We start from the raw sequence: 21164 nt of genomic DNA on the forward strand, positions 1-21164 counted from the left end.
GGAAAAGACGGAGCAGACGGAACACGACAGCAGCAGGAACAGACCGAACCGACGGAACACGACAGCAGCGAGAGGTGATCGATGGGCGTCACGGACCCCGCCGGGCCGGTAATGGACCGGGACGAGGTGGACCGTGCGCTGGCGCGGCTCGGCGCGGAACACGAGGCGATCGAGACCTCGCTCCTCGCGCTGCAGGACCACGCGGGCCGCAGACTTCTCGAGGGCGCCGAACTCACCGGCGTCACCAAGGAGCGGTGGACGACCGCGGAGGCGTCGATAACGCTGCTGTGGGCGTATTTCGACGCGTACACGGACGCGTTGCGCTCCGCCCGCGAGATCCGTTCCCGGCGCCGCTGGTCCAGCCGCGACGACCTGGTGGAGCTGACGGAACTGCTGCGCGGCGAGTCGGTGACCCTGGCGGGCTCGGCGACCGCCACGGCCAACGCGCCGACCCTGCACGGCGGTTCTGGCAAGCTCACCGAACAGTTCACGCTCGTCACGCTCGTGGACCGGATGAACGAGCTGTACGCGACGTCGCTGGACATGGTCGTGGCCGCCGACGCGGTGTGGTCGGCTCTGCCAGCCCGTATCGATTTACTGGCCGCGGAGCTCCAGCGCACCCGTCGGCTCGCGCACTCCGTCGGCGTACGCCCCGGCGAGCACCCGGCGGGCGACGACCTGGAGCGCATCACGCGCACGCTCACCAAGCTGCGCTCGGAGGTGGTGTCCGACCCACTCGCGTACTGGATTCCCACGCAGGGGAGTTCGGCGCCGGGCGGCGGCAAGCCGGACACCACGGTCTACGACCGCGAGGCGCGTGCCCTGGAGGACGTACGCCGTGAGATCGACGCGGTGTTGACGGTCCGTCAGGATGCCGAGCAGCGGCTGGTCCGGTTGCGTGACGTGCTGTCGCGCGCGGACCGTACGCTCGCCGAGGCCCGCACCGCGCGCGGCGAGGTGCTGGCGAAGATCGCCGCCACGGAGGTGCCGGTCGTCAGCGGCCCGCCGACGGTGCTGCAGGAGCAGCTGGCGACGGCCGCCGAGTACCGCAGACACGCCCAGTGGCACCGCCTGTCACCGCTCCTGGAGTCCCTGGAGCAGAAGGCGGAGGACGAACTGCTGCGCGCCCGCGAGTCGTTGACCGCGGTCACCGCACCCCTGGCGGTCCGCGCCGAGCTGCGCGGCCGCCTCGACGCGTACAAGGCGAAGGTGGCCCGGCACGGCCTGGCGGAGGACCCGTTCCTCATCGAGCGGTACGACGCGGCCCGCCGCATGCTGTGGAGCGCGCCCTGCGACCTGCGCGTCGCCGGGCAGGCCGTCCTGCGCTACCAGCAGGCGGCCGCCGAACTGCTCGGCAGCGGGCGGGTGCCGGGGCCGCGCGCGCCCGAGGACCGGAGGGGGCCGGGATCATGAGGGTCAGGGGGGTGTCGTCGTCATGAGTCAGCCACAGCAGAGCTGTCAGCGACCGGACTGCGGCGGGACGTACGAGGACGTGGGCGGCGGCGAGCTGTACTGCGACACCTGCGGTCTCGCCCCGGTCGTCTCGGCGACCGGCATGGTCGGCTCGCCGCCCACCGGGGTGACGGCCGGCGGCAAGGCGTCGCGCGGGTCGGCGGGCAGCGGCAGCTCCAGCAGCCGCTCCAGCTCCCGTTCGTCGTCCCGTACGTCGTCCCAGTCGTCGAAGTCCCGGCGTTCGGTGTCGGGACGGCTGTCGCGTTCGCTGTCGGGCCGTTCCACGGGCCGCTCGGTGTCGGTGCGCAGCTCCGGCTCCACGGCCGGCTCCAGCGGCCGCGGGCGGCTCGGCGTCGGCCTGGTCCAGGTCCCGGACGTGCCGCGCCCCGACCCGCGCGCGATGGTGCTGGAGAACCCGGAGGTGCCCGAGCGCAAGCGGTTCTGCTCCCGCTCGGACTGCGGCGCGCCCGTCGGCCGGGCCCGCGGCGACCGGCCGGGCCGTACGGAGGGCTTCTGCACGAAGTGCGGCCACCCGTACTCCTTCGTCCCGAAGCTCAAGTCCGGCGACATCGTGCACGGCCAGTACGAGGTCGCGGGCTGTCTGGCGCACGGCGGCCTCGGCTGGGTCTACCTCGCCGTGGACCGCGCGGTCTCCGACCGCTGGGTGGTGCTCAAGGGCCTGCTCGACACCGGCGACCAGGACGCGATGGCGGCGGCGATCTCCGAGCGGCGCTTCCTCGCCGAGATCGAGCACGCCAACATCGTGCGGATCTACAACTTCGTCGAGCACCTCGACCAGCGCACGGGCTCGCTCGACGGCTACATCGTGATGGAGTACGTCGGCGGCAAGTCACTGAAGGAGATCGCCAATTCACGCCGTACGGGGACGGGCAAGCGGGACCCGCTGCCGGTGGAGCAGGCCTGCGCGTACGGCATCGAGGCGCTGGAAGCCCTCGGCCACCTGCACAGCCGCAACCTCCTGTACTGCGACTTCAAGGTCGACAACGCCATCCAGACCGAGGGCCAGCTCAAGCTGATCGACATGGGCGCGGTGCGCAGGATGGACGACGACGAGTCGGCCATCTACGGCACGGTGGGCTACCAGGCGCCCGAGGTCGCGGACGTCGGCCCGTCGGTGGCCTCGGACCTGTACACCGTCGCCCGCACACTCGCCGTCCTGACCTTCGACTTCCAGGGCTACACGAACGTCTACGCCGACTCGCTGCCCGACCCCGACAACATCGAGGTCTTCCACCGGTACGAGTCCTTCTACCGCCTCCTGGTCCGCGCCACCGACCCCGACCCGGCCCGCCGGTTCGCCTCCGCCCAGGAGATGACGGAGCAGCTCACGGGCGTCCTGCGCGAGGTCGTCTCCCTGCAGACGGGCCGCGCGAGGCCGTCCCTGTCGACGCTGTTCGGCCCCGAAGTGCGGGTCACGGACACCGAGTTGTTCCCCAAGCTGGACGGGGAGGTCTCGCGGCTGGGTGCGCGGGTGGCACCGGCAGGGAAGGGGGCCGCCGCCTTCGCCAACGTCCCTGCGAACGCCCTGGCCGCCGGTGCCGCAGCGGGCGCCGGCATCGTCAAGGTCGTCGACGCCCCCGTCGCCGCCCTCGCGCTGCCGGTCCCCCACGTCGACCCCGCCGACCCCAACGCCGGTTTCCTCGCCGGTCTGATGACCACCGCGCCGGCCGAGCTGCTCGGCGCCCTCGCCGCCGCGCCGGCGCCGTCGACCGAGACACGGCTGCGGCAGGTGCGGGCCTGGCTGGAGAACGGCGACACCCGCACCGCGCACGAGCAGCTGCTGGAGCTGGAGGACGAGCGGCCCGACGACTGGCGGGTCGTCTGGTACCGCGGCGTGGCGGCCCTCGGCACCGGCGACCACGAGGGCGCCGCGCTCGCCTTCGACGCGATCTACGACGCCTTCCCCGGCGAACCCGCACCCAAGCTGGCCCTGGGCCTGTGCGCGGAGGTGCTGGGCCAATTGGACAACGCCGCCGAGTACTACCGCCTGGTGTGGTCCACCGACCCCAGCTTTGTGAGCGCGGCCTTCGGTCTCGCCCGCGTCCAGCTCGCGACCGGCGACCGCCGCGGCGCCGTGGGGACCCTGGAGTCGGTTCCGGAGAGCTCCATTCACTACACGGCCGCACGCGTGGCGGCCGTCCGCGCCCGGCTGCGTCAACGCACGGCGGCCGCCGCCGACGTACCGTTCCTGGACGACCTGACCGCCGCCGCGGGCCAGGTCGAGGCGCTGGACGCGTATGGTCTGGACCCGGCGCGCCGGGAGCAGTTGTCGGCGGAAGTCCTCGGTTGCGCGCTGGACTGGATACTCTCCGGTGGCCAGGGTTCCGCCCCGTCTGCCGCCGGAGGACGGACGCTGCTCGGCAGCGGCCTGGACGAGCGGGGACTGCGTTTCGGCCTGGAACGTTCGTACCGCACGCTGGCCCGGCTCGCGCGGGGCGGCGAGGAGAGGATCGACCTGGTGGAACGTGCCAACCGTTACCGCCCCCGGACGTGGGTGTAGTTGATGTCGCAGATGCCCCAGTTGTCCGCCTGCCCGAGCTGCGAATGGCCGCTCGAGTCGGGTGACCGTTTCTGCGGTGCGTGCGGATATGACCTGTCCGCCGTGCCCGTACGGCCGGACGACCATCCGACCATCGCCATGAACGGCTCGGTGCCGCCCCCTGCCACGGGCGCGCGCGGCGCGGACTGGCCCGTCGCCGCGCCGGACGGCTCCGCCTCCGAGGCCGCCCATCTGCCGACGGACCTCCCCGGCACCGACTCCGGCGGCCGCGACCTGCCCCCGGGCACGCCCCCGCCTCCGCAGGCGCCGCCGCCCGCCCCGCAGGCGCCGCCGGCGGCGACCGCTCCCGACGCCGCGCACGGCACACCGGGCGTCCCGGCGCCGGGCAACCACGGCGCCTCGGGCACCCTTCCTGCCCCCGGCCACCACGCACCACCCGGCCACCCCACCGTCCCGGCCCCGGGCGGCCCCACCGCGCCCAGCGGCCCGCAGACGCCCCCCGCCCCCGACGGCCCTCCGCCCCCGACGGGCTCCCCCGACTCCCCGGCCTCCGGCGTCCGTTTCGACCGCCCCCCGCAGCCCGACGAGTACGCCCGTCCGGAACCGGACGAGTACGCGCTGCAGGCTCCCGACCCGCGTGTGTCCCCCGCCGCGCCGACCCCGCCCGAGGGCACCAAGGTGTGCGTGGCGTGCCGCGCGGGCCGTGTCGACCACGACGGGTACTGCGAGAACTGCGGGCACGCCCAGCCGCGCGAGCGCGACCACATGGAGCAGGACGCCGGCCCCGTCGCCGCGGTCAGCGACCGCGGCCTGCGCCACCACCGCAACGAGGACGCGTTCGCCGTCGCCTGCACCGCGCTGCCCGACGGCCGGCCCGCGGTCCTGGCGATCGTCTGCGACGGCGTGTCCTCGGCGACCCGCCCCGACGACGCCTCCATGGCCGCCTCCCGGGCCGCGAGCGAGTCACTGCTGGCCGCCCTGCCGCGCGGCGCACACCCGCAGCAGGCCATGCACGACGCGATCATCGCCGCCTCCAACGCGGTCAACGCGCTCGCCAACGAGCCGGCCACGGCCCGCGAGCAAGCCCCGCACCAGAACGCGCCGGCCTGCACCTACGTCGGCGCCATCGTCACCGCGGGCCTGCTGGTCGTCGGCTGGGTCGGCGACAGCCGCGCCTACTGGGTCCCGGTGGACCGCAGCACTCCCCCGGCCCGGCTCACCGAGGACGACTCCTGGGCCGCGCAGATGGTGGCCGCGGGCCTGATGAACGAGGCCGAGGCGTACGCCGACGAGCGCGCCCACGCCATCACGGGCTGGCTCGGCGCGGATGCCTACGAACTGGAGCCGCACACCGCTTCCTTCAAGCCGGACCGGCCGGGTGTCGTGGTGGTGTGCACGGACGGGCTGTGGAACTACGCGGAGGCGGCCGACGACATGGCCGACATCGTGCCCCTCGACGCCGCCGCGCGCCCCCTGCACAGCGCCCAGGTCCTCGTCGGACACGCGCTCGACGGCGGGGGCCACGACAACGTAACAGTGGCCGTCCTGCCGTTCCCGGCGCCGCCGATGGGGGCAGGATCGGCCTGAGGCCAACTGCGGGGACGGCCTCATCGGACCGGAGGGGACCGGTCCGTCGACAGCCATAGCCCCACCACGGGGTTCTTTAGGGGGATTTGAGAACGTATGGCCAACTTCTCGAAATCAAATGTGCCGCAGTTCTCCGTGGACGTGTACCAGAACGAGTACCTCCCGGAGAGCGGTCGCGAGGTCAACGCGATCGTCACGGTGACCGCGACCGGCGGCGGCACGGTCGGGAGCGCGGTCGCCGCGCCCCAGCTCTACTCGCCGGGTCAGGGCCCGTCCGCGGGCGTGGCGATCATGGTCGACTGCTCGGGCTCGATGGACTACCCGCCGACCAAGATGCGCAACGCCCGCGACGCCACGGCCGCCGCGATCGACACCCTGCGCGACGGCGTGCACTTCGCGGTGATCGACGGCACGCACGTGGCCAAGGAGGTGTACCCGGGCGGCGGCCGTCTGGCGATCGCCGACGCCGCCACCCGCGATCAGGCCAAGCAGGCGCTGCGCAGGCTCAGCGCGGGCGGCGGTACGGCCATCGGCACCTGGCTGCGGCTCGCCGACCGTCTGCTGTCCTCGGCCGACGTCGCTATCCGGCACGGCATCCTGCTCACCGACGGCCGCAACGAGCACGAGTCTGCTCAGGACCTCACATCCGCCCTCGACGCCTGCGCCGGACGCTTCACCTGTGACGCCCGGGGCGTGGGCACCGACTGGGAAGTGAAAGAAGTCACAGCCATCGCCTCCGCGCTGCTCGGCAGCTCCGACATCGTCGCCGATCCGGCCGGTCTCGCCGCCGACTTCACGCAGATGATGGAGACCGCGATGGGCAAGGAGGTCGCGGACGTCGCCCTGCGGGTGTGGACTCCGGTGGGCACGACCATCAAGTTCGTCAAGCAAGTCGCGCCGACGGTCGAGGACTTGACCGACCGCCGCACCGAGGCCGGCCCGCGCGCCGGTGACTACCCCACGGGCTCCTGGGGCGACGAGTCCCGTGACTACCACGTATGCGTCGAGGTGCCCGCCGCCGGCCTGGGCCAGGAGATGCTCGCCGCCCGGGTCTCCCTGGTCATCCCGCAGTCCGACGGCACCGCGCAGAACCTGGGCGCGCAGGGCCTCGTACGGGCCGTATGGACCGACGACATGGTCGCCTCGACGTCGATCAACCCTCAGGTCGCCCACTACACCGGCCAGGCCGAACTGGCGCAAGTCATCCAACAAGGCCTCGATCTTCGCAAGTCGGGCGATATCGATGGAGCAACGGCCAAACTGGGCCGCGCCGTTCAGCTCGCCGGCGCCTCCGGAAATGCCGATACGGCGAAACTCCTTGCGAAGGTGGTGGACGTGGTCGACGCCGCGGCGGGTACTGTGCGACTGAAGGCGAAGGTCGCGGAGGCCGACGAGATGACTCTCGAGACACGGTCCACAAAGACTGTTCGTGTAAAGAAGTGACCTAGCAGGACCCAGCAGGACCCTGAAAAGGATCGAGCCTGACCCCTTGGGGTTGGAGAAATCCGGTCGTGAGCGGCCGGAAAAGGAGAGGGGGAAGCGCCGACATGCCGACCTGCCCGAACGGACACCAGTCGGGTTCCGACGACTGGTGCGAGGTCTGCGGTCACCGCATGGCCGGTGCCGTACCTCCGCCCCCTCCGCCACCGCCCCCGCCCGGTGGCGGCTACGGCTTCCCGCCGCCCGGCGGCCCCGGTCCCGGTGGCCCTGCTCCCGGTGGCCCGTTCGGCGGCCCGAACGCCGGTCAGCCCGGCGGCCCCCCGCATCCTTCCGCCGTACCGGAGCCGGAGCTCTGCCCGCAGTGCCGCACGCCCCGTGAGGGCGGTGCGCCGTTCTGCGAGGAGTGCCGGTGGAACTTCCTGACCAACACGGCGACGTCGTACACCCCCGCAGCCCCGCGCCCCCCGGCGCCCGGCGGCCCGGGTCTGCCCTCGCACTTCCAGCAGCAGTCGGGGCCCCCGCCGTCGTTCGGCGGCGGTGACTCGTACGACTACCAGGGCTCGCGCCCGTCCCAGATGAACCGCCCCGCAGAGCCGATCCCGCCGTTCGGCGCGGAGCCTCCGGGACCGGGCGGACCTGGCGCTCCGGGTGGCCAGGGTGGTCCCGGCGGTCCCGGTCACGGCGGCCAGGGCGGCCCGGGTGGTCCCGTTCCCGGTGGCCCCGGCCCTGGTCAGGGCTTCGGCGGCCCCGGCGGCGCCCCGGGCGGCTTCGGTCCGGGCCCCGGCGGCCCGGGTTCCACCAACCCCGGTGCCCCTGGCGGTCACGGTGGCCCTGGAGGCCCCGGTGGCGGCCCCTCCGTCTTCGGCGACCCCTTCGGCGACCCCTCGCGGCAGGTTCCGCCGCCGCCCGGGCCCACGCCGCCCGGCGGTCCGGGCGCGACCAGCGGTGGTCCGCAGGCCTTCCAGCAGGCGAGCCCGTCCGCTCCGCCGGCCCCGCACGGATTCCCGCAGGAGACGAACCGCCCGCCGCAGGGCGGCCCGTCCTTCGGCGGCGGTGACGACGACTGGGTGATCTCACCGCCGTCGTCCGGCCCCGGCGCACCGGGCGCTCCCGGTGGCCCCGCCCAGGGCGGCTACGGCTATCCGCAGCCCGGCGCCACCCAGGCACCGCCGCCCGGTCAGGGCTACCCGCAGCAGCCGACGACCTGGCTGGCGACGATCGGTCCGGACCGTGAGTACTTCATGGCGATGATGCATCGCTCCGGCCCCGAGGCCGCGGGCCTGAACCTGCCCGCGTACTCGCCCGAGCAGCAGCGCACGCTCACCGGCAACCAGGTCACCATCGGCCGCCGCCGCCACTCCACCGGTGACACCCCCGACATCGACCTGTCGGTGCCGCCGGAGGACCCGGGCGTCTCGCACCAGCACGCGGTCCTGGTCCAGCAGCCGGACGGCACCTGGGCGGTCGTCGACCAGAACTCGACGAACGGCACCACGGTGAACGGCTCCGAGGAGCCGATCCAGCCCTTCGTGCCGGTGCCGCTGCAGGACGGCGACCGGGTGCATGTGGGGGCGTGGACGACGATCACGATCCGGCGCGGCTAGGTCCGAGGACGACCGGCCGGCTCCGGACGCGGCTCGAATGTGAGACCGGGAGGGGGTGGTCGTACGGCGAAAGTGCCGTACGACCACCCCCTCCCGGCGTTTCAGCCGGGCAGCGGCCAGGCGTACGGCCCCTCCGGTTCGTCCAGCCAGGCCCACTCGTGCTCGCCACGCACCGTGATCCCGTACCGCTCCCGCTGCGGCTGCCCCTCGCGCTCCCACAGTGCGTACGCCTCCTGCGGATCGAGGCTGCCGCGGGTCAGGGCCAGCAGGAAGCGGAACAGCTCGTGCTCCCGGGCCCGGCGCGGCAGCCCGGCCACGGGCGAGGACTCCGGCTCGGTCCGGATCCCGCCGCGCAGTGGCACGAAGTAGGCGGGCGTGTGCAGGAAGCGCCCTTCGGCGTGCTCGGCGTCCTGGACGGTGAGGGCGAGCAGGCCGGTGGCGAGCGGTGTGAGGAGGCGGGCACCGGGGCGGCACTGGGCGAGCCAGGCGCGCGGGATCGACGGCAGAGCGCACGTGGCGATGATGCGATCGAACGGGGCGCGCTCGGGCACGCCGCGCGCCCCGTCGCCCGTGACGACGACGGGGTGGTATCCGGCCGCCGTCAGATGCCGCCGGGCCGACTCGGTGATCTCCGGTTCCAGGTCGATGCTGGTGACGAGGTCGTCGTCGCCGAGCCGGCGGGCAAGCAGGGCGGCGTTGTAGCCCGTGCCCGCGCCGATCTCCAGGACGCGGTTGCCGTCCGTCACCTCCAGCGCGACCAGCATCATCGCCATCAGGGACGGCTGGCTGCTGGAGGAGAGCAGCTCGCCGTCGCGCAGCCGGGTGGCGAGGGGGGTGTCGGCGTACGCGCCGCGTATCCACCGCTCACGCGCGGCCGGGTCGGGGCTCTGGCCCCAGCGGCGCTCGTAGCCGCCGGCGACGCCGACGTAGTAGTACGGCACGAACAGATGCCGTGGCACGGCGGCGAAGACGTCCCGCCACCGCGGGTCCGCGCTCCATACCCCGTCGGCGTCGATCGCGCGCACCAGCGCGGCCTGCGCCGAGGCGGCGAGGTCGTCCAGGTCATGGTCGAGAGCGTGCGCGCTCATACGTCCACTGTCCTGCGCCGGACGCCGCGAGGCGAGCACTCCGCCGGACGATCCGGAACGCGTCACTTGGGCCGGCGGGCCCTTCACGACCGCTGGTCCTAGGCCTCAGGTCCTCCGTCTGCGCGTCTGAGACCATGGACGGGTGAATGAGATTCGGCGCGGCACGCTTCAGGAGCAGACCTTTTACGAGCAGGTCGGCGGGGAGGAGACCTTCCGCCGCCTCGTCCACCGTTTCTACCAGGGTGTGGCCGAGGACCCACTGCTGAAGCCCATGTACCCCGAGGAGGACCTGGGCCCGGCCGAGGAGCGTCTCACGCTGTTCCTGATCCAGTACTGGGGCGGCCCGACGACGTACAGCGAGAACCGCGGCCACCCCCGCCTGCGGATGCGCCACGCCCCGTTCACCGTCGACCGCGCGGCCCACGACGCCTGGCTGAAGCACATGCGGGACGCCGTCGACGAGCTCGGCCTCTCCGAGGAGCACGAGCGGACGCTGTGGAACTACCTGACGTACGCGGCGGCGTCGATGGTGAACACCGCGGGCTGAGCCGACTGTCAGCGGACGCTGACATCCAGGGTGCCGAGTCCCGCACGCCGTACGGCGATCGACCCGTACGGCGTGCGCAGCCGTAGCCACGCACCGGACGAGAACAGGGCAAGCTCCCTGGTGGCGCGCAGGAATCCCAGCGACTGGGCCGCGTGCACGGCCCGCACCGGCAGATGGGTGTCCCCGACGGTCCGGGACCAGATCTCCCGCCCGACCCGGTCGAGTTCGGCCCGGGTGCGCTGCTCGGCCGCCAGCTCCTGGGTACGCGACCGGAACTCCGCGACACCCGCACCGATCATCGCCCGCAGGGCATCGGGCGCGGGCAGCCCCGGCACCGGCCGCCATCCGCCGCGCGGCGGGAGCACCCCTGCCCAGGGCGGCCCGGTCACGGCCTCCGGCACGACCGCGGTGGCCGCCGACTCATCGACGGACTCCAGGAGTTCACCGGCGGAGACGGTCACGTCCAGCGTGACGTCGAGCCCGTTCTCGTACGGCTTCGCCAGCCGTACCGCGCGGATCGCCAGCACCTCGAAGGACGGCGGCCGCCCGAAGACGGCGAGCGCGGTGCCGGCCGCCTGCAGGCGCACCGCGGCTCCACGGTCGTAGTGGAGCAGCCGGGAGAGGAAGGCGGCGAGATCCGCTGCCTCCCCCTCGTCGGCGAGGTGGAGCACCGTCATGCGGCGACGGCCTCCTCCTCGGCATCCGCATCTTCCGCGTCGTCCGCGTACTCGCGGAGGAACTCCTTCTCCTCCGCAGTGAGCCGGCGCGGCCGTTCCGCCTCGAAGTCGAACGGCACGACCACCGTCGACGCCCGGACGTAGACCAGGTCGTCGTCCTTCACCTCGTACGTGATGGTGAAGGACGCGGCCCTGATCTCACTGACCCACAGCTCGATGCCCACCGGGTGGTGCCGGTGGACGAGCTGCCGCTTGTAGTCGATCTCGTGGCGCGCCACCACCGACCCCTGCTTGAAGTCCTTCTCAGGACGGAACAGGAAGTCGATGCGGGCTTCCTCCAGGTAGCGGACGAAGACCGCGTTGTTGACGTGTCCGTACGCGTCCATGTCGGACCAGCGCAGGGGGCAGCGGTATATGTGGCGCAAGATCGATCAGCCCCGGGTCAGCTTCTTGTAGGTGGCGCGGTGCGGACGGGTGGCGTCCGCGCCGAGCCGCTCGACCTTGTTCTTCTCGTACGACTCGAAGTTGCCCTCGAACCAGAACCACTTGGACTCGCCCTCGTAGGCGAGGATGTGCGTGGCGACCCGGTCGAGGAACCAGCGGTCGTGGGAGACGACCACGGCCGCGCCCGGGAACTCCAGCAGCGCGTTCTCGAGGCTCGACAGCGTCTCGACGTCCAGGTCGTTCGTCGGCTCGTCGAGGAGCAGCAGGTTGCCGCCCTGCTTGAGGGTGAGCGCGAGGTTGAGGCGGTTGCGCTCACCACCGGAGAGGACGCCGGCCGCCTTCTGCTGGTCGGGGCCCTTGAAGCCGAAGGCCGAGACGTACGCCCGCGAGGGCATCTCGACCTGGCCGACGTTGATGTAGTCGAGCTCGTCGGAGACCACGGCCCACAGGCTCTTCTTCGGGTCGATGTTCTCGCGGCTCTGGTCGACGTACGAGATCTTGACGGTGTCGCCGACCTTGATGCTGCCGGAGTCGGGCGTCTCCAGACCCTGGATCATCTTGAAGAGGGTGGTCTTGCCGGCGCCGTTGGGGCCGATGACACCGACGATCCCGTTACGCGGAAGCGTGAACGAAAGATCGTCGATGAGAACCTTCTCGCCGAAGGCCTTGCTGAGGTTGTTGACCTCCACGACGATGCTGCCCAGACGCGGGCCCGGCGGGATCTGGATCTCCTCGAAGTCCAGCTTCCGCATCTTGTCGGCCTCGGCGGCCATCTCCTCGTAGCGAGCGAGGCGCGCCTTGGACTTGGCCTGACGCCCCTTGGCGTTGGACCGCACCCACTCCAGCTCTTCCTTGAGCCGCTTGGCGCGCTTGGCGTCCTTCTGGCCCTCGACCTTGAGACGGGTCTGCTTGGTCTCCAGGTACTTGGAGTAGTTGCCCTCGTAGCCGTGGAGCCGGCCGCGGTCGACCTCGCAGATCCAGCCGGCCACGTTGTCGAGGAAGTACCGGTCGTGGGTCACGGCCACGATGGTGCCCTCGTACTTGGCGAGGTGCTGCTCCAGCCAGTTCACGGACTCGGCGTCGAGGTGGTTGGTGGGCTCGTCGAGCAGCAGCAGGTCAGGGGCTTCCAGCAGCAGCTTGCACAGCGCGACGCGGCGCTTCTCACCACCGGAGAGGTTGACGACGGGCCAGTCGCCGGCCGGGCACCCGAGCGCGTCCATGGCCTGCTCGAGCTGGGCGTCGAGGTCCCACGCGTTGGCGTGGTCGAGGTCCTCCTGGAGCTTGCCCATCTCTTCGAGAAGCGCGTCGGAGTAGTCGGTGGCCATCAGCTCGGCGATCTCGTTGAACCGGTCGAGCTTGCCCTTGACCTCGGCGACACCCTCCTGGACGTTCTCCAGGACGGTCTTCGCCTCGTTCAGCTTGGGCTCCTGCATCAGGATGCCGACGGTGTACCCCGGCGACAGGAACGCCTCACCGTTCGAGGGCTGCTCCAGCCCCGCCATGATCTTCAGGATCGTCGACTTACCGGCGCCGTTCGGGCCGACGACGCCGATCTTCGCTCCGGGGAGGAAGTTCAGGGTGACGTCGTCGAGGATCACCTTGTCGCCGTGCGCTTTGCGCGCCTTGCGCATGGTGTAAATGAACTCAGCCAAGAGAAACCGTCCGGCAGCTTGAAATCAGGCAGTGGGCAGATACACCCCATCTTGCCGGATCGCCACCCCTGGGGGGAAACCCGTATCGCCGACGGGCCCTGACCTGGAGTTCCGCCGCCGAAGGCCCGGCGGGCCCGGCGCCGACCTTCCCGGCCGGGCTGACCGGAGCTCAGCGGGAGGTGCCGGTGGCGCAGTTGCCGAGACGTGGCGGGTTCGGGCGTCCGCCTGGGCGCACCCCGGTACTGATTCCGGCGTGCCGTCGGGACATATAGGAATTCTTCACATTAACCTCCCGTAACTGTACGAAGTCGATCTCTCACGGATCGCACCCACCACACTCCATCGGAGATGACATGCACAACCTTCGCAAGGCTGCCGTCATGGCCGTCGCCATCGGCACCGTCGGACTCCTGGGCGCCGGCACCGCCACCGCCGACGGCCACGGCCACGGCGGCAAGGGCGGGGACAAGGTCAGCGTCCTGCAGAGCTCGAACTGCAAGTCGCACGACCTGAACCTCGACGTCCTCGGCCAGGTCGGCATTCTCAACGGCGCGCTGGGCAACGCGCTCAACGGCGAGGGCGACACGGGCGCGCAGGCGACCCACATCGGCTCGACCATGGGCTGCGACAACAGCGCCTGGTAGACCCCGTTCCGAGACGGGGCTTCTCGCCACGTCTCGTGCCGTAACTCTGGCGGGTGCGCATCGGCGCCCAGGGCGAGACCTACCGGTGGAGTACGGGCCGCGACCGACGGCCCATGGGTTGTTCCGCCGACGGCAGCGCACCCCCAGGCACCCCGTGAACCAGTCAGGGGCTTGATCCAGCAAAGTGGATCAAGCCCCTGGTCTGGTGTTCTGCCGGCGCGCACGCAGGCGTCGGCCAGTCGGTCTGCCCGCCGGCCTCAGTCCTGTGTCGGCAGCTGCTTCTTCCGTACGACGATCAGCGCCGCGCCGCCGATGACGACGAGGCCGATGGCGATACCCGTGATCACGGGGGTCAGCGCGGAGCCGCCGGTCGCGGCGAGGTTGGTGTCGTCGGCAGCCGTACCGACCGTGGCGGGGCTCGGCTCGGCGAGGGTCTGGGTCAAGGCGCCCGCCGCCTCGGCCTCGCCCATCTGCGTCATGCAGTCCAGCACTCCGGTGAACCGCTTCTCGAAGCCGCCCGGACCCTGGATCGTGAAGTCGTACGCCTGGTCCTCCTGGAGCGGGACCGTCACTGTCCGTGACTCGCCCGCCGGAATGCTGTGCTCGACCCCGAGCAGCTCGAAGGTGAACGCCTCGGTGCCCTCGTTGGCAGCGGTGATGTCGACGCCGCCCTTGTCGCAGTTCTCCGCGGCGGACAGCGCGGGTATCGCACCGGTCTTCGCCCAGCTGGCGCTCGCCGTCGCCGAGACGGTCGACTCGCTGGAGCCGGCCAGGATCTGCGTCTGGCTGCGGCTCTCGGCGGCGAAGGCCCGCCCCACCGGCACGGTGGTCGAGGCCTGTACGGTCAGCTCGGCCTGCCCGGCCGCGGCGTTCTCGGGAACCTCGAAGAACACCTGCCCGCCGTCGACCGCGGACGTCACGGCCCTGCCGTCCTTGTCCACGATCCGCACCCCGCTGGTGGCGGCGTCCGCCGGGGGCGTCAGCGTCACGCCGTCCGCGTCGGTGTGCACCGTCACCGGACCGAGCCGCTCACCGGGGTGGCCGGAGACCGCGGGCGGGTCGAGCCGCAGGGACGCCTCGGGCTCCGCCACGCCCCGCGCGCTCTTCTCCAGGTAGTCCGCGAGCTGCTCGGCCTGCGGGTCGACGGCGTCGACGTCCGCACCGTCCGAGTAGCGCCAGATGGCCACCTGCGTACCGGCCGCCGCGTCCTGCTCGGTGAGGCCGCCCTTGACGCCCGCCTTGCCCGCGAGGGCGGCGAGATCGTTCACCTGCGGGTAGGAGTTCTGCAGGATCCAGCGGATCTTGCCCGCGTCCCTGTTGGCGCCCAGGGAGGTGCCGCTCCAGGGCGTCTCGTGATACCTGGCGTCACGCTGCGTGGGGTTGTGGATGTCGACGCAGTACGTCTGCAGCATGCCGCCGCCGTCGACGGACATCTCGAACAGGCCGGCCGAGATCTCCTGGTCACCGGTGTCGGCGTGGACGACAGCGCCGCCGTAGGTCTTGAGGCCACCTATCGTCGCGGTCGCCCCGCCCTGGCTCCAGGCTGCCCCGTCGGCCGCGGCCGTGCCGGCACCGGCCACCACCGAGGCGGCGACAAGCCCGGACACCAGGGTCGAGGCGGCCAGTCGAGCCGCCCCGCGCCCGCGCACCGACAGCGCAGAGAACGCAGCAAACACAGAATTCCCCTTCGAGCAGGACCCGTTGGCGTGGGGGGCACGGTCCCACCAGCAGAAGCTTCAAGCCCCAAGAGCTATGTCCGGCATCCTAGGTACGTGGCGCACCACGCTTCCCTGGGATCCCGTCGGAGGGCCGATCCGACTCGGAATCGTTATCGCCAAGATCCCTTGCGAGCAGGGCTTATCGACAAATCCACCGGGGTCGTTCGGAGCGCATTCGCCGATAAGCCGCACTTCGGTCACCCTCTACAGGTGACTGACGTCACGTCACCGCCACCGGTTCCTGGGCCTGTTGGACGTCGGCTTCGGCGTCGGCGTCGGCGTCGGCGGGTGGTGTCTCCCACTCGGGCTCGGGCGGCGCGGAGGCGGAGGCGGAGGAAGCGGCTGAGGCCGTGGCTCCCGCCTCCGGCCTGAGGGTGCGCCGGAAGGCCGACGTGCCGCGCGCGAGGTCGTGGCCGATGGCCGTCGCGTCGATGTCGGCCGAGGTCCAGCTCTGTCCCTCGCGCACGTCCGAGCGCACCTTCAGCCGGCCCTGCACCACCACGGGATCGCCCACGTTCAGCGACCCGGCGGCGTTCGTCGCGAGCTGGCGGTTGGCCCACACCGTGAAGAAGTTGGTGTGCCCGTCGGTCCACTCGTTCTTCCCGCGGTCCAGGTAGCGCGAGGTCACCGCCAGCCGGAAGCGCGCGGACGGTCCCGTCGTCAGCTCCCGGTACACCGGCTGTGTCGCCACGTTGCCCACCGCGCAGATGGTCGTCTCGTTCATCTCGGTCCCTCCCCTCGCCCGGCCTCTCCCGCCGGGCGGATACGCGTACGGGCCCGTCCCGTACGGCTGCGTCCGACCGTCCTCGCGATCGCCGCGAAGCCAGACTGCCGCCGCCGGGACGAGCCCGCTGAGCCCTGTGGATCACCGCCCGCCTGTGGATAACCGCGCCACCCGAACGGGTGACCACCGCACCCAAGGGGCCTGTGGGCCCACGGGTCCGTCGAGAACGCCTCCCGCCCCGACCACAGTCGTCGCCGCTCAGGTCACCTCCCGGCGGACCCCACCCCCATGACCCGCCCGTACTGCTCACGGACCTCCCGGTACCGCAGCAGCTCCGAGGCCACCGGATCCAGCACCCGGGCCCGACCACACCCGGCCGCCGCCTCCCGCAACCGCCGTTCCGCCTCCAGGCCGTACCGCCGTGCCGGACCTCGAGCAGCCATCCGGCAGCCCCACTCGACGAGCGGGCCGCCGACGATGCCGGCCATCATCAGCAGCACCGGTACGCCCAGGTTGGGCGCCATCACCCCGACGATCTGCCCCACCAGCCAGAGGCCGCCCATGACCTGAAGGATCGTCATGGACGCCTGCACCAGAACGGCCGCCGGCCACCAACCCGGCCGCGGCGGCCGCCCTGGCGGCAGTCCGGCCCGCGCGGCCAGCTCGTCGAGCGCCTCGGGCAGCCCCTGAGCGCCCCGTACGGCCGACTCGCGCACCGCCTGCGCCCACGGCGTGGGCAGCCCGGCCGACGCCCGGTCGGCGACCGTACGCACCGCCTGCTCGACGCGCTGCCGCGCGGTGGCCTCCTCGTCCGCCTGGGTCCGCACGGACAGGCGTCCCGTCGGGGGCTCGCCCCGGTCCTGGTACCAGCGCCACAGCCGCAGCCAGGGCGTCCCGCACGCGCGGTTGGCGTTGCGCAGCCATGCCCGCTCGGCGGCCTCGCCCGCGGCGGTGGCGCCGATCGCGTCGGCGAGCCGCGCGGAGAACTCGTCCCGGGCCTCCTCGCTGAGCCCGGTCCGCCGCCGCGCCGCGTACACGGGCCGCAGCCGCCATCCGGCGGCGTCCACGTCGGCCGAGATCCGGCGCGCGGCCGACCCGCGTTCCGCCACGAACTGGCCGAGCGCCTCGCGCAGTTCGCCGACGCCCTCTCCCGTGAGAGCGGACAGCGCGAGCACGACGGCACCCGGTTCGCCGTGCTCGCCCAGCGCGATGCCGTCCTCGTCGAGCAGCCGCCGCAGGTCGTCGAGGACCTGGTCGGTGGCCTCCCCAGGCAGCCGGTCGACCTGGTTGAGGACGACGAACATGATCTCGGCGTGTCCCGCCATCGGCCGCAGATAGCGCTCGTGCAGGACCGCGTCGGCGTACTTCTCGGGGTCGACCACCCAGATGACCGCGTCGACGAGCGCCAGGACGCGGTCGACCTGCTCGCGGTGCTGCACGGCGGCCGAGTCGTGGTCGGGCAGGTCGACCAGGACGAGGCCGCGCAGCTGCCCGTCCGCGGCCGCGTTCTGCGCGGGACGCCGCCGCAGCCGCGGTGGGATGCCGAGCCGCTCGATGAGACCGACCGCGCCGTCGCTCCAGCTGCAGGCCAGAGGCGAGGCGGTCGTGGGCCGTCGTACGCCCGTCTCCGAGATGGTCACCCCGGCGAGCGCGTTGAACAGCTGCGACTTGCCGCTGCCCGTGGCGCCCGCGATGGCGACGACGGTGTGCTGCCCGGAGAGTCTGCGCCGCGCCGCCGCCTCGTCGAGCACGCGGCCCGCCTCGGAGAGCGTCTTGTTGTCGAGCCGGGGGCGCGAGAGCCCGACCAGTTCACGCAGCGCGTCGAGCCGGGACCGCAACGCCCCGTCGTACGCGAGCGGCGTCACGACCTGCGCCCCGGACGCGCGGGGCTCCACGACGGGGGGTTGTTCCGGACCAGCGTTCTCATTCACACGCCTTGCGATCAGCCCGTCGTCCCAGGGGGTCGCGGAGTCCGTACCGGAGGAGGAGTCCGCGCGTGCGGCGTCCGACCGCGCGGAGGAGTCCACCCGAGAGGCGGAATCCGTACGAGGGGCGGGGTTCGTACGCGCGGAGGAATCCGTCCGGGACGGGGGCTCCGTGCGGGACGGGGGCTCCGAGCGGGACGGGGGCTCCGAGCGGGACTGGGGCTCTGTACGTGCGGAGGAATCCTTGCGTACGGAGGGACCGCCGCCCTTACGGCCGTCCGGGTCGGAGGCACCGCCACGCGCGGGCGTGTCACCGTCCCTGCGGCCGCCGGCGTCACGGCCACCCTCGCGCGCGGGCGCCTCGCCGCCCTCACGGCCGCCGGAGGCGGGGGCATCCTCACGCGCGGGCGTGCCGCTCTCCTTGCGGCCGCCGGAATCGGGGGCGCTCCCACGCACGGGCGCGTCAACGTCCTTACGTCCCCCGGGCTCGGGGACACTCACCCGCATCTGTGCCTCACCATCCTCACGGCCTCCGGAGTCGAGGGCCCCCTCGCGCGCGGGCGTGTCACTGTCCGTCAGGTCCTCCACGCGCGCGTGGCCGTCGTCCGCCCGGCCATCCCACTTAGCGAGCTTCCTCCAGAGCATGCTTCGGTTCTCCGGCTCCTCGACGGCTGCGGAACCCTCGCCCTCGCCGGGCGCTCCCGCCACGTGATCGCCCTCCATCGGGGCCTTCCCCGGGGCGTTGTTCTCGCGCACGGCGTTCCTCGTGGCGCCGTCCCCCTGCTGATCGGCGTGTTCCGTGTGGTCCTGGTCAGTGACGGCAGTCACCGGTCACCTCTCCTTCTGCAGTACGGACAGCGCGGCGATGAGTTCGGCCTGGGGTTCCGGATGGACCTCCAGGGCGTCGAGCGGGGCGAGCCGTCGCTCGCGTTCGTTGTGCATGACCCGGTCCAGGTGCTCGGTGAGGAGCCGCCCGGCCCGGTCGCGCAGCCGCAGCGCGCCGTGCGCGCCGATCCGCTCGGCGAGCCCCTCCCCCGCCGACCGCGCCCGGCGTCCGCCCAGCAGCGCGGTGGCGACGAGGGCGGTGACGACTTCGGAATCGGGGGCGACGCTGCGGTCGAGGACGCTCACTTCGTCCTCCGCGTACTCCTCGAGTTCCCTGCGCCAGCGCCGTACGGCCATGCCGATGCGGTGTTCGACGCTCGCCGGGCGCGGGTCGCGGTCCGTCAGTTCCGGGGCCGCGGCGGCCGGTTCGCGCCGCCAGACGTCGTCGACGCGCTCGTCGGCGGCGGTGACGGCGCACAGCAGGAGGGTGCTCAGGCTCTCCACCAGCGACTCGAGCAGCTCGCCGGCGGAGCAGTCGAGCGGGAAGGCGCGCCAGCGCTTCAGCGCGTCGCCGGCGAGCACGGCACCGGCCTGGAGTCGGCTCCGTACGCGCGCGTACTCGCTGTCGTACGCGCTGTCCACGGCGCTGGTGAGCCGTAGCGCTGCCGCGTACTGGGCGGCGGCGGCGTTCGCCAGCTCGGGCATGCGGACCTTGAGCGAGTCGAGCAGACCGTTGGCCGTCCGGATGATGGCGTGTTCCCGTGCCCCCGGGTCCTGGGCCTGCTGGCTGAGCCAGGTGCGCAGCGGCGCCACCGCCGTGGCCGGCAGCAGCCCGCCGCCCCAGGCCGACTCGGGCAGTTCGGGCACGGTGAAGCGGGGGACGTGGCCGAGGCCGGCCTTGGTGAGGAGCGCGCCGTACTGCCGGGACACCTCGGAGACGACCTGATGCGGAACCCTGTCCAGAACGGTCACCAGGGTGGCGTCGTACTCCTTGGCGGTGCGCAGCAGATGCCAGGGGACGGCGTCGGCGTACCGGGCGGCCGTCGTGACCATCACCCAGATGTCGGCCGCGCAGATCAGTTGGGCCGCGAGGACACGGTTGTCCGCGATCAGGGAGTCGATGTCGGGCGCGTCGAGGAGGGCGAGCCCGGGCGGCAGCGTGTCGGCGGTCTCGAGCCGCAGCACACGCGCGGAATCGTCGCCCGGCGCCATCAGTTCCTCCGCCGGATCCTGGTCGGGCATCCACACGCGCGTGAGGTCGGGCAGCACCCTCACCCCGCTGAACCAGTGATGGTCGTCCGGATGACAGACCAGCACGGGATTTCGCGTGGTCGGGCGCAGCACTCCCGCCTCGGTCACGCGCCGGCCCACGATCGAGTTGACGAGCGTCGACTTGCCGGCACCGGTGGATCCGCCCACCACGGCAAGCAACGGCGCTTCGGGCTCTCTCAAGCGGGGCACCAAATAGTCGTCTAGCTGTGCGAGCAGTTCGTCGCGGTTGGCACGCGCGCGTGGCGCCCCCGCCAGGGGCAGCGGAAAGCGTGCGGCCGCGACACGGTCGCGCAGGGCGGAAAGTGCGTCGAGCAGCTGAGGCCGTACGTCCAAGGTCACCACATGCGAAGAATGCCCAATTTTAGGGGAATTCTGAAGCATATGAGCACGTCTGCGCGCCGACGGGACACAAGGGATGGAAGGGACGACTGGGACACAGGCATAGTCCAGGCATAACGAGTGCACAACACCCGGTGCGCGGGAGGCCAAAAGCGGTGCACGATTCGTACCTGCCTGCGATTATCAGGACCGCTTCACCGAACCTCCACATCGAGCCACGGAGGCGAAGCAACAGGGACACGGACGCGGGAGCCCTATCCTTGTCCCCGGCAACGTCACGGATCAGCCCACACCCGGGCGCACCACGACCGAGGCCACCACAACCGGCCCCCGTAGCTCAGTGGATAGAGCAGGCGCCTTCTAAGCGCTTGGCCGCAGGTTCGAGTCCTGCCGGGGGCGCCCAGTCTCCGCCCTCCTTCGGGAGGGCGTTTTTGCTGTTCAGGGTGCATGCCAGCTGTCACGACGAAGCCCCGGACGCCCTCTTTGTGATCAAGGGCAGACTCTGTTCACAGCCCAGTCGGCCACCTGGGCGGGCGCGATCCCGTCGTTCAGCCACTTCGTCAGGCGCGTGTTCCGGTTGTCGTAGACGCGCCGCCCGGTGGGCGACTCGACGATGCGAGGGGGGCAGTACGGCCTTACGCGCCCTGCGCCACGCCCTACGGATGACGGATCCGGCGAGGACACCGCCCGACTCGCCTCAGCAGC

General features: G+C 72.1%; 16 protein-coding genes and 1 tRNA gene. 8 read left to right on the forward strand and 9 right to left on the reverse strand.

Translation table 11 applies throughout. The annotated features are described in order from the left end of the window. Positions 1–81 precede the first annotated feature (81 nt). Positions 82–1413 carry a hypothetical protein gene (locus ACZ7M7_RS05695; RefSeq protein ID WP_383614206.1) on the forward strand — a complete coding sequence of 444 codons (1332 nt, stop codon included), beginning with the start codon at positions 82–84 and terminating at the stop codon, positions 1411–1413. A gap of 45 nt (positions 1414–1458) precedes the next feature. On the opposite strand, the gene ACZ7M7_RS05700 is transcribed toward ACZ7M7_RS05695, so the two are convergent. Further along, positions 1459–1773, reverse strand: a complete 315-nt coding sequence (locus ACZ7M7_RS05700; protein ID WP_470942861.1) for a hypothetical protein — start codon at positions 1771–1773, stop codon at positions 1459–1461. Between ACZ7M7_RS05700 and ACZ7M7_RS05705 the strand changes: the two genes are divergently transcribed. The 4 genes from ACZ7M7_RS05705 (at position 1748) to ACZ7M7_RS05720 (ending at position 8604) form a co-directional block, all read left to right on the forward strand. Further along, the gene (locus tag ACZ7M7_RS05705) at positions 1748–3973 is read left to right on the forward strand and encodes a serine/threonine-protein kinase (protein ID WP_451173729.1); all 2226 of its coding nucleotides are present in this window, start codon (positions 1748–1750) and stop codon (positions 3971–3973) included. The two genes, ACZ7M7_RS05700 and ACZ7M7_RS05705, sit on opposite strands and share 26 nt — an antisense overlap. 3 nt (positions 3974–3976) lie before the next feature. Further along, positions 3977–5560 (forward strand): PP2C family serine/threonine-protein phosphatase, encoded by a 1584-nt coding sequence (locus tag ACZ7M7_RS05710; protein WP_472113089.1) that lies wholly within the window; start codon positions 3977–3979, stop codon positions 5558–5560. Positions 5561–5656: 96 nt separating this feature from the next. Then, positions 5657–7003, forward strand: coding sequence for a vWA domain-containing protein (locus ACZ7M7_RS05715; RefSeq protein WP_472113092.1), 1347 nt, complete (start codon positions 5657–5659; stop codon positions 7001–7003). 104 nt (positions 7004–7107) lie between these two features. Continuing rightward, a complete protein-coding gene (locus tag ACZ7M7_RS05720) occupies positions 7108–8604 on the forward strand; it encodes an FHA domain-containing protein (protein ID WP_472113095.1) in 1497 nt (498 codons plus the stop codon). A gap of 101 nt (positions 8605–8705) precedes the next feature. On the opposite strand, the gene ACZ7M7_RS05725 is transcribed toward ACZ7M7_RS05720, so the two are convergent. Further along, the gene (locus ACZ7M7_RS05725; RefSeq protein WP_383614220.1) at positions 8706–9692 is read right to left on the reverse strand and encodes a methyltransferase domain-containing protein; all 987 of its coding nucleotides are present in this window, start codon (positions 9690–9692) and stop codon (positions 8706–8708) included. A 142-nt stretch (positions 9693–9834) separates the two neighbouring features. Between ACZ7M7_RS05725 and ACZ7M7_RS05730 the strand changes: the two genes are divergently transcribed. Next, positions 9835–10239, forward strand: coding sequence for a globin (locus ACZ7M7_RS05730; protein WP_328427595.1), 405 nt, complete (start codon positions 9835–9837; stop codon positions 10237–10239). 8 nt (positions 10240–10247) lie between these two features. Here the strand turns inward: ACZ7M7_RS05730 and ACZ7M7_RS05735 are convergent, their stop codons facing one another. Genes ACZ7M7_RS05735 through ettA form a run of 3 tightly spaced genes read right to left on the reverse strand, consistent with a single transcriptional unit; the run spans position 10248 to position 13012 of the window. Then, positions 10248–10916 carry a DUF8185 domain-containing protein gene (locus tag ACZ7M7_RS05735; protein ID WP_383614223.1) on the reverse strand — a complete coding sequence of 223 codons (669 nt, stop codon included), beginning with the start codon at positions 10914–10916 and terminating at the stop codon, positions 10248–10250. Next, positions 10913–11341, reverse strand: a complete 429-nt coding sequence (locus ACZ7M7_RS05740; RefSeq protein WP_472113100.1) for an acyl-CoA thioesterase — start codon at positions 11339–11341, stop codon at positions 10913–10915. The genes ACZ7M7_RS05735 and ACZ7M7_RS05740 overlap by 4 nt, the downstream gene beginning before the upstream one ends. A gap of 6 nt (positions 11342–11347) precedes the next feature. After that, entirely contained in the window at positions 11348–13012 is a 1665-nt protein-coding gene (gene ettA, locus ACZ7M7_RS05745) for an energy-dependent translational throttle protein EttA (protein ID WP_383614228.1), read from the reverse strand. 353 nt (positions 13013–13365) lie between these two features. Between ettA and ACZ7M7_RS05750 the strand changes: the two genes are divergently transcribed. After that, positions 13366–13656 (forward strand): hypothetical protein, encoded by a 291-nt coding sequence (locus ACZ7M7_RS05750; RefSeq protein WP_383614276.1) that lies wholly within the window; start codon positions 13366–13368, stop codon positions 13654–13656. Positions 13657–13913: 257 nt separating this feature from the next. Here the strand turns inward: ACZ7M7_RS05750 and ACZ7M7_RS05755 are convergent, their stop codons facing one another. The 4 genes from ACZ7M7_RS05755 to ACZ7M7_RS05770 form a co-directional block, all read right to left on the reverse strand. Then, entirely contained in the window at positions 13914–15332 is a 1419-nt protein-coding gene (locus ACZ7M7_RS05755; protein WP_472113104.1) for a Cys-Gln thioester bond-forming surface protein, read from the reverse strand. A 262-nt stretch (positions 15333–15594) separates the two neighbouring features. Next, the gene (locus ACZ7M7_RS05760) at positions 15595–16098 is read right to left on the reverse strand and encodes a single-stranded DNA-binding protein (RefSeq protein WP_472113107.1); all 504 of its coding nucleotides are present in this window, start codon (positions 16096–16098) and stop codon (positions 15595–15597) included. Between the two features lie 263 nt (positions 16099–16361). Further along, entirely contained in the window at positions 16362–18530 is a 2169-nt protein-coding gene (locus ACZ7M7_RS05765) for a YfjP family GTPase (RefSeq protein ID WP_472113953.1), read from the reverse strand. A 324-nt stretch (positions 18531–18854) separates the two neighbouring features. Continuing rightward, positions 18855–20462 (reverse strand): dynamin family protein, encoded by a 1608-nt coding sequence (locus ACZ7M7_RS05770; RefSeq protein ID WP_383614287.1) that lies wholly within the window; start codon positions 20460–20462, stop codon positions 18855–18857. A 323-nt stretch (positions 20463–20785) separates the two neighbouring features. Here ACZ7M7_RS05770 and ACZ7M7_RS05775 point away from each other — a divergent pair. Further along, positions 20786–20858, forward strand: a tRNA-Arg gene (locus tag ACZ7M7_RS05775). The last annotated feature ends 306 nt before the right edge of the window (positions 20859–21164 follow it).

Source organism: Streptomyces sp. NPDC111606, assembly GCF_055656945.1.

Coding starts and splice junctions, on each gene's coding strand:
- ACZ7M7_RS05720 (WP_472113095.1), top strand. CDS start 7,108: ATGCCGACCTGCCCGAACGGACACCAGTCGGGTTCCGACGACTGGTGC.
- ACZ7M7_RS05710 (WP_472113089.1), top strand. CDS start 3,977: ATGTCGCAGATGCCCCAGTTGTCCGCCTGCCCGAGCTGCGAATGGCCG.
- ACZ7M7_RS05715 (WP_472113092.1), top strand. CDS start 5,657: ATGGCCAACTTCTCGAAATCAAATGTGCCGCAGTTCTCCGTGGACGTG.
- ACZ7M7_RS05725 (WP_383614220.1), bottom strand. CDS start 9,692: ATGAGCGCGCACGCTCTCGACCATGACCTGGACGACCTCGCCGCCTCG.
- ACZ7M7_RS05750 (WP_383614276.1), top strand. CDS start 13,366: ATGCACAACCTTCGCAAGGCTGCCGTCATGGCCGTCGCCATCGGCACC.
- ACZ7M7_RS05735 (WP_383614223.1), bottom strand. CDS start 10,916: ATGACGGTGCTCCACCTCGCCGACGAGGGGGAGGCAGCGGATCTCGCC.
- ACZ7M7_RS05695 (WP_383614206.1), top strand. CDS start 82: ATGGGCGTCACGGACCCCGCCGGGCCGGTAATGGACCGGGACGAGGTG.
- ACZ7M7_RS05760 (WP_472113107.1), bottom strand. CDS start 16,098: ATGAACGAGACGACCATCTGCGCGGTGGGCAACGTGGCGACACAGCCG.
- ACZ7M7_RS05765 (WP_472113953.1), bottom strand. CDS start 18,530: ATGCGGGTGAGTGTCCCCGAGCCCGGGGGACGTAAGGACGTTGACGCG.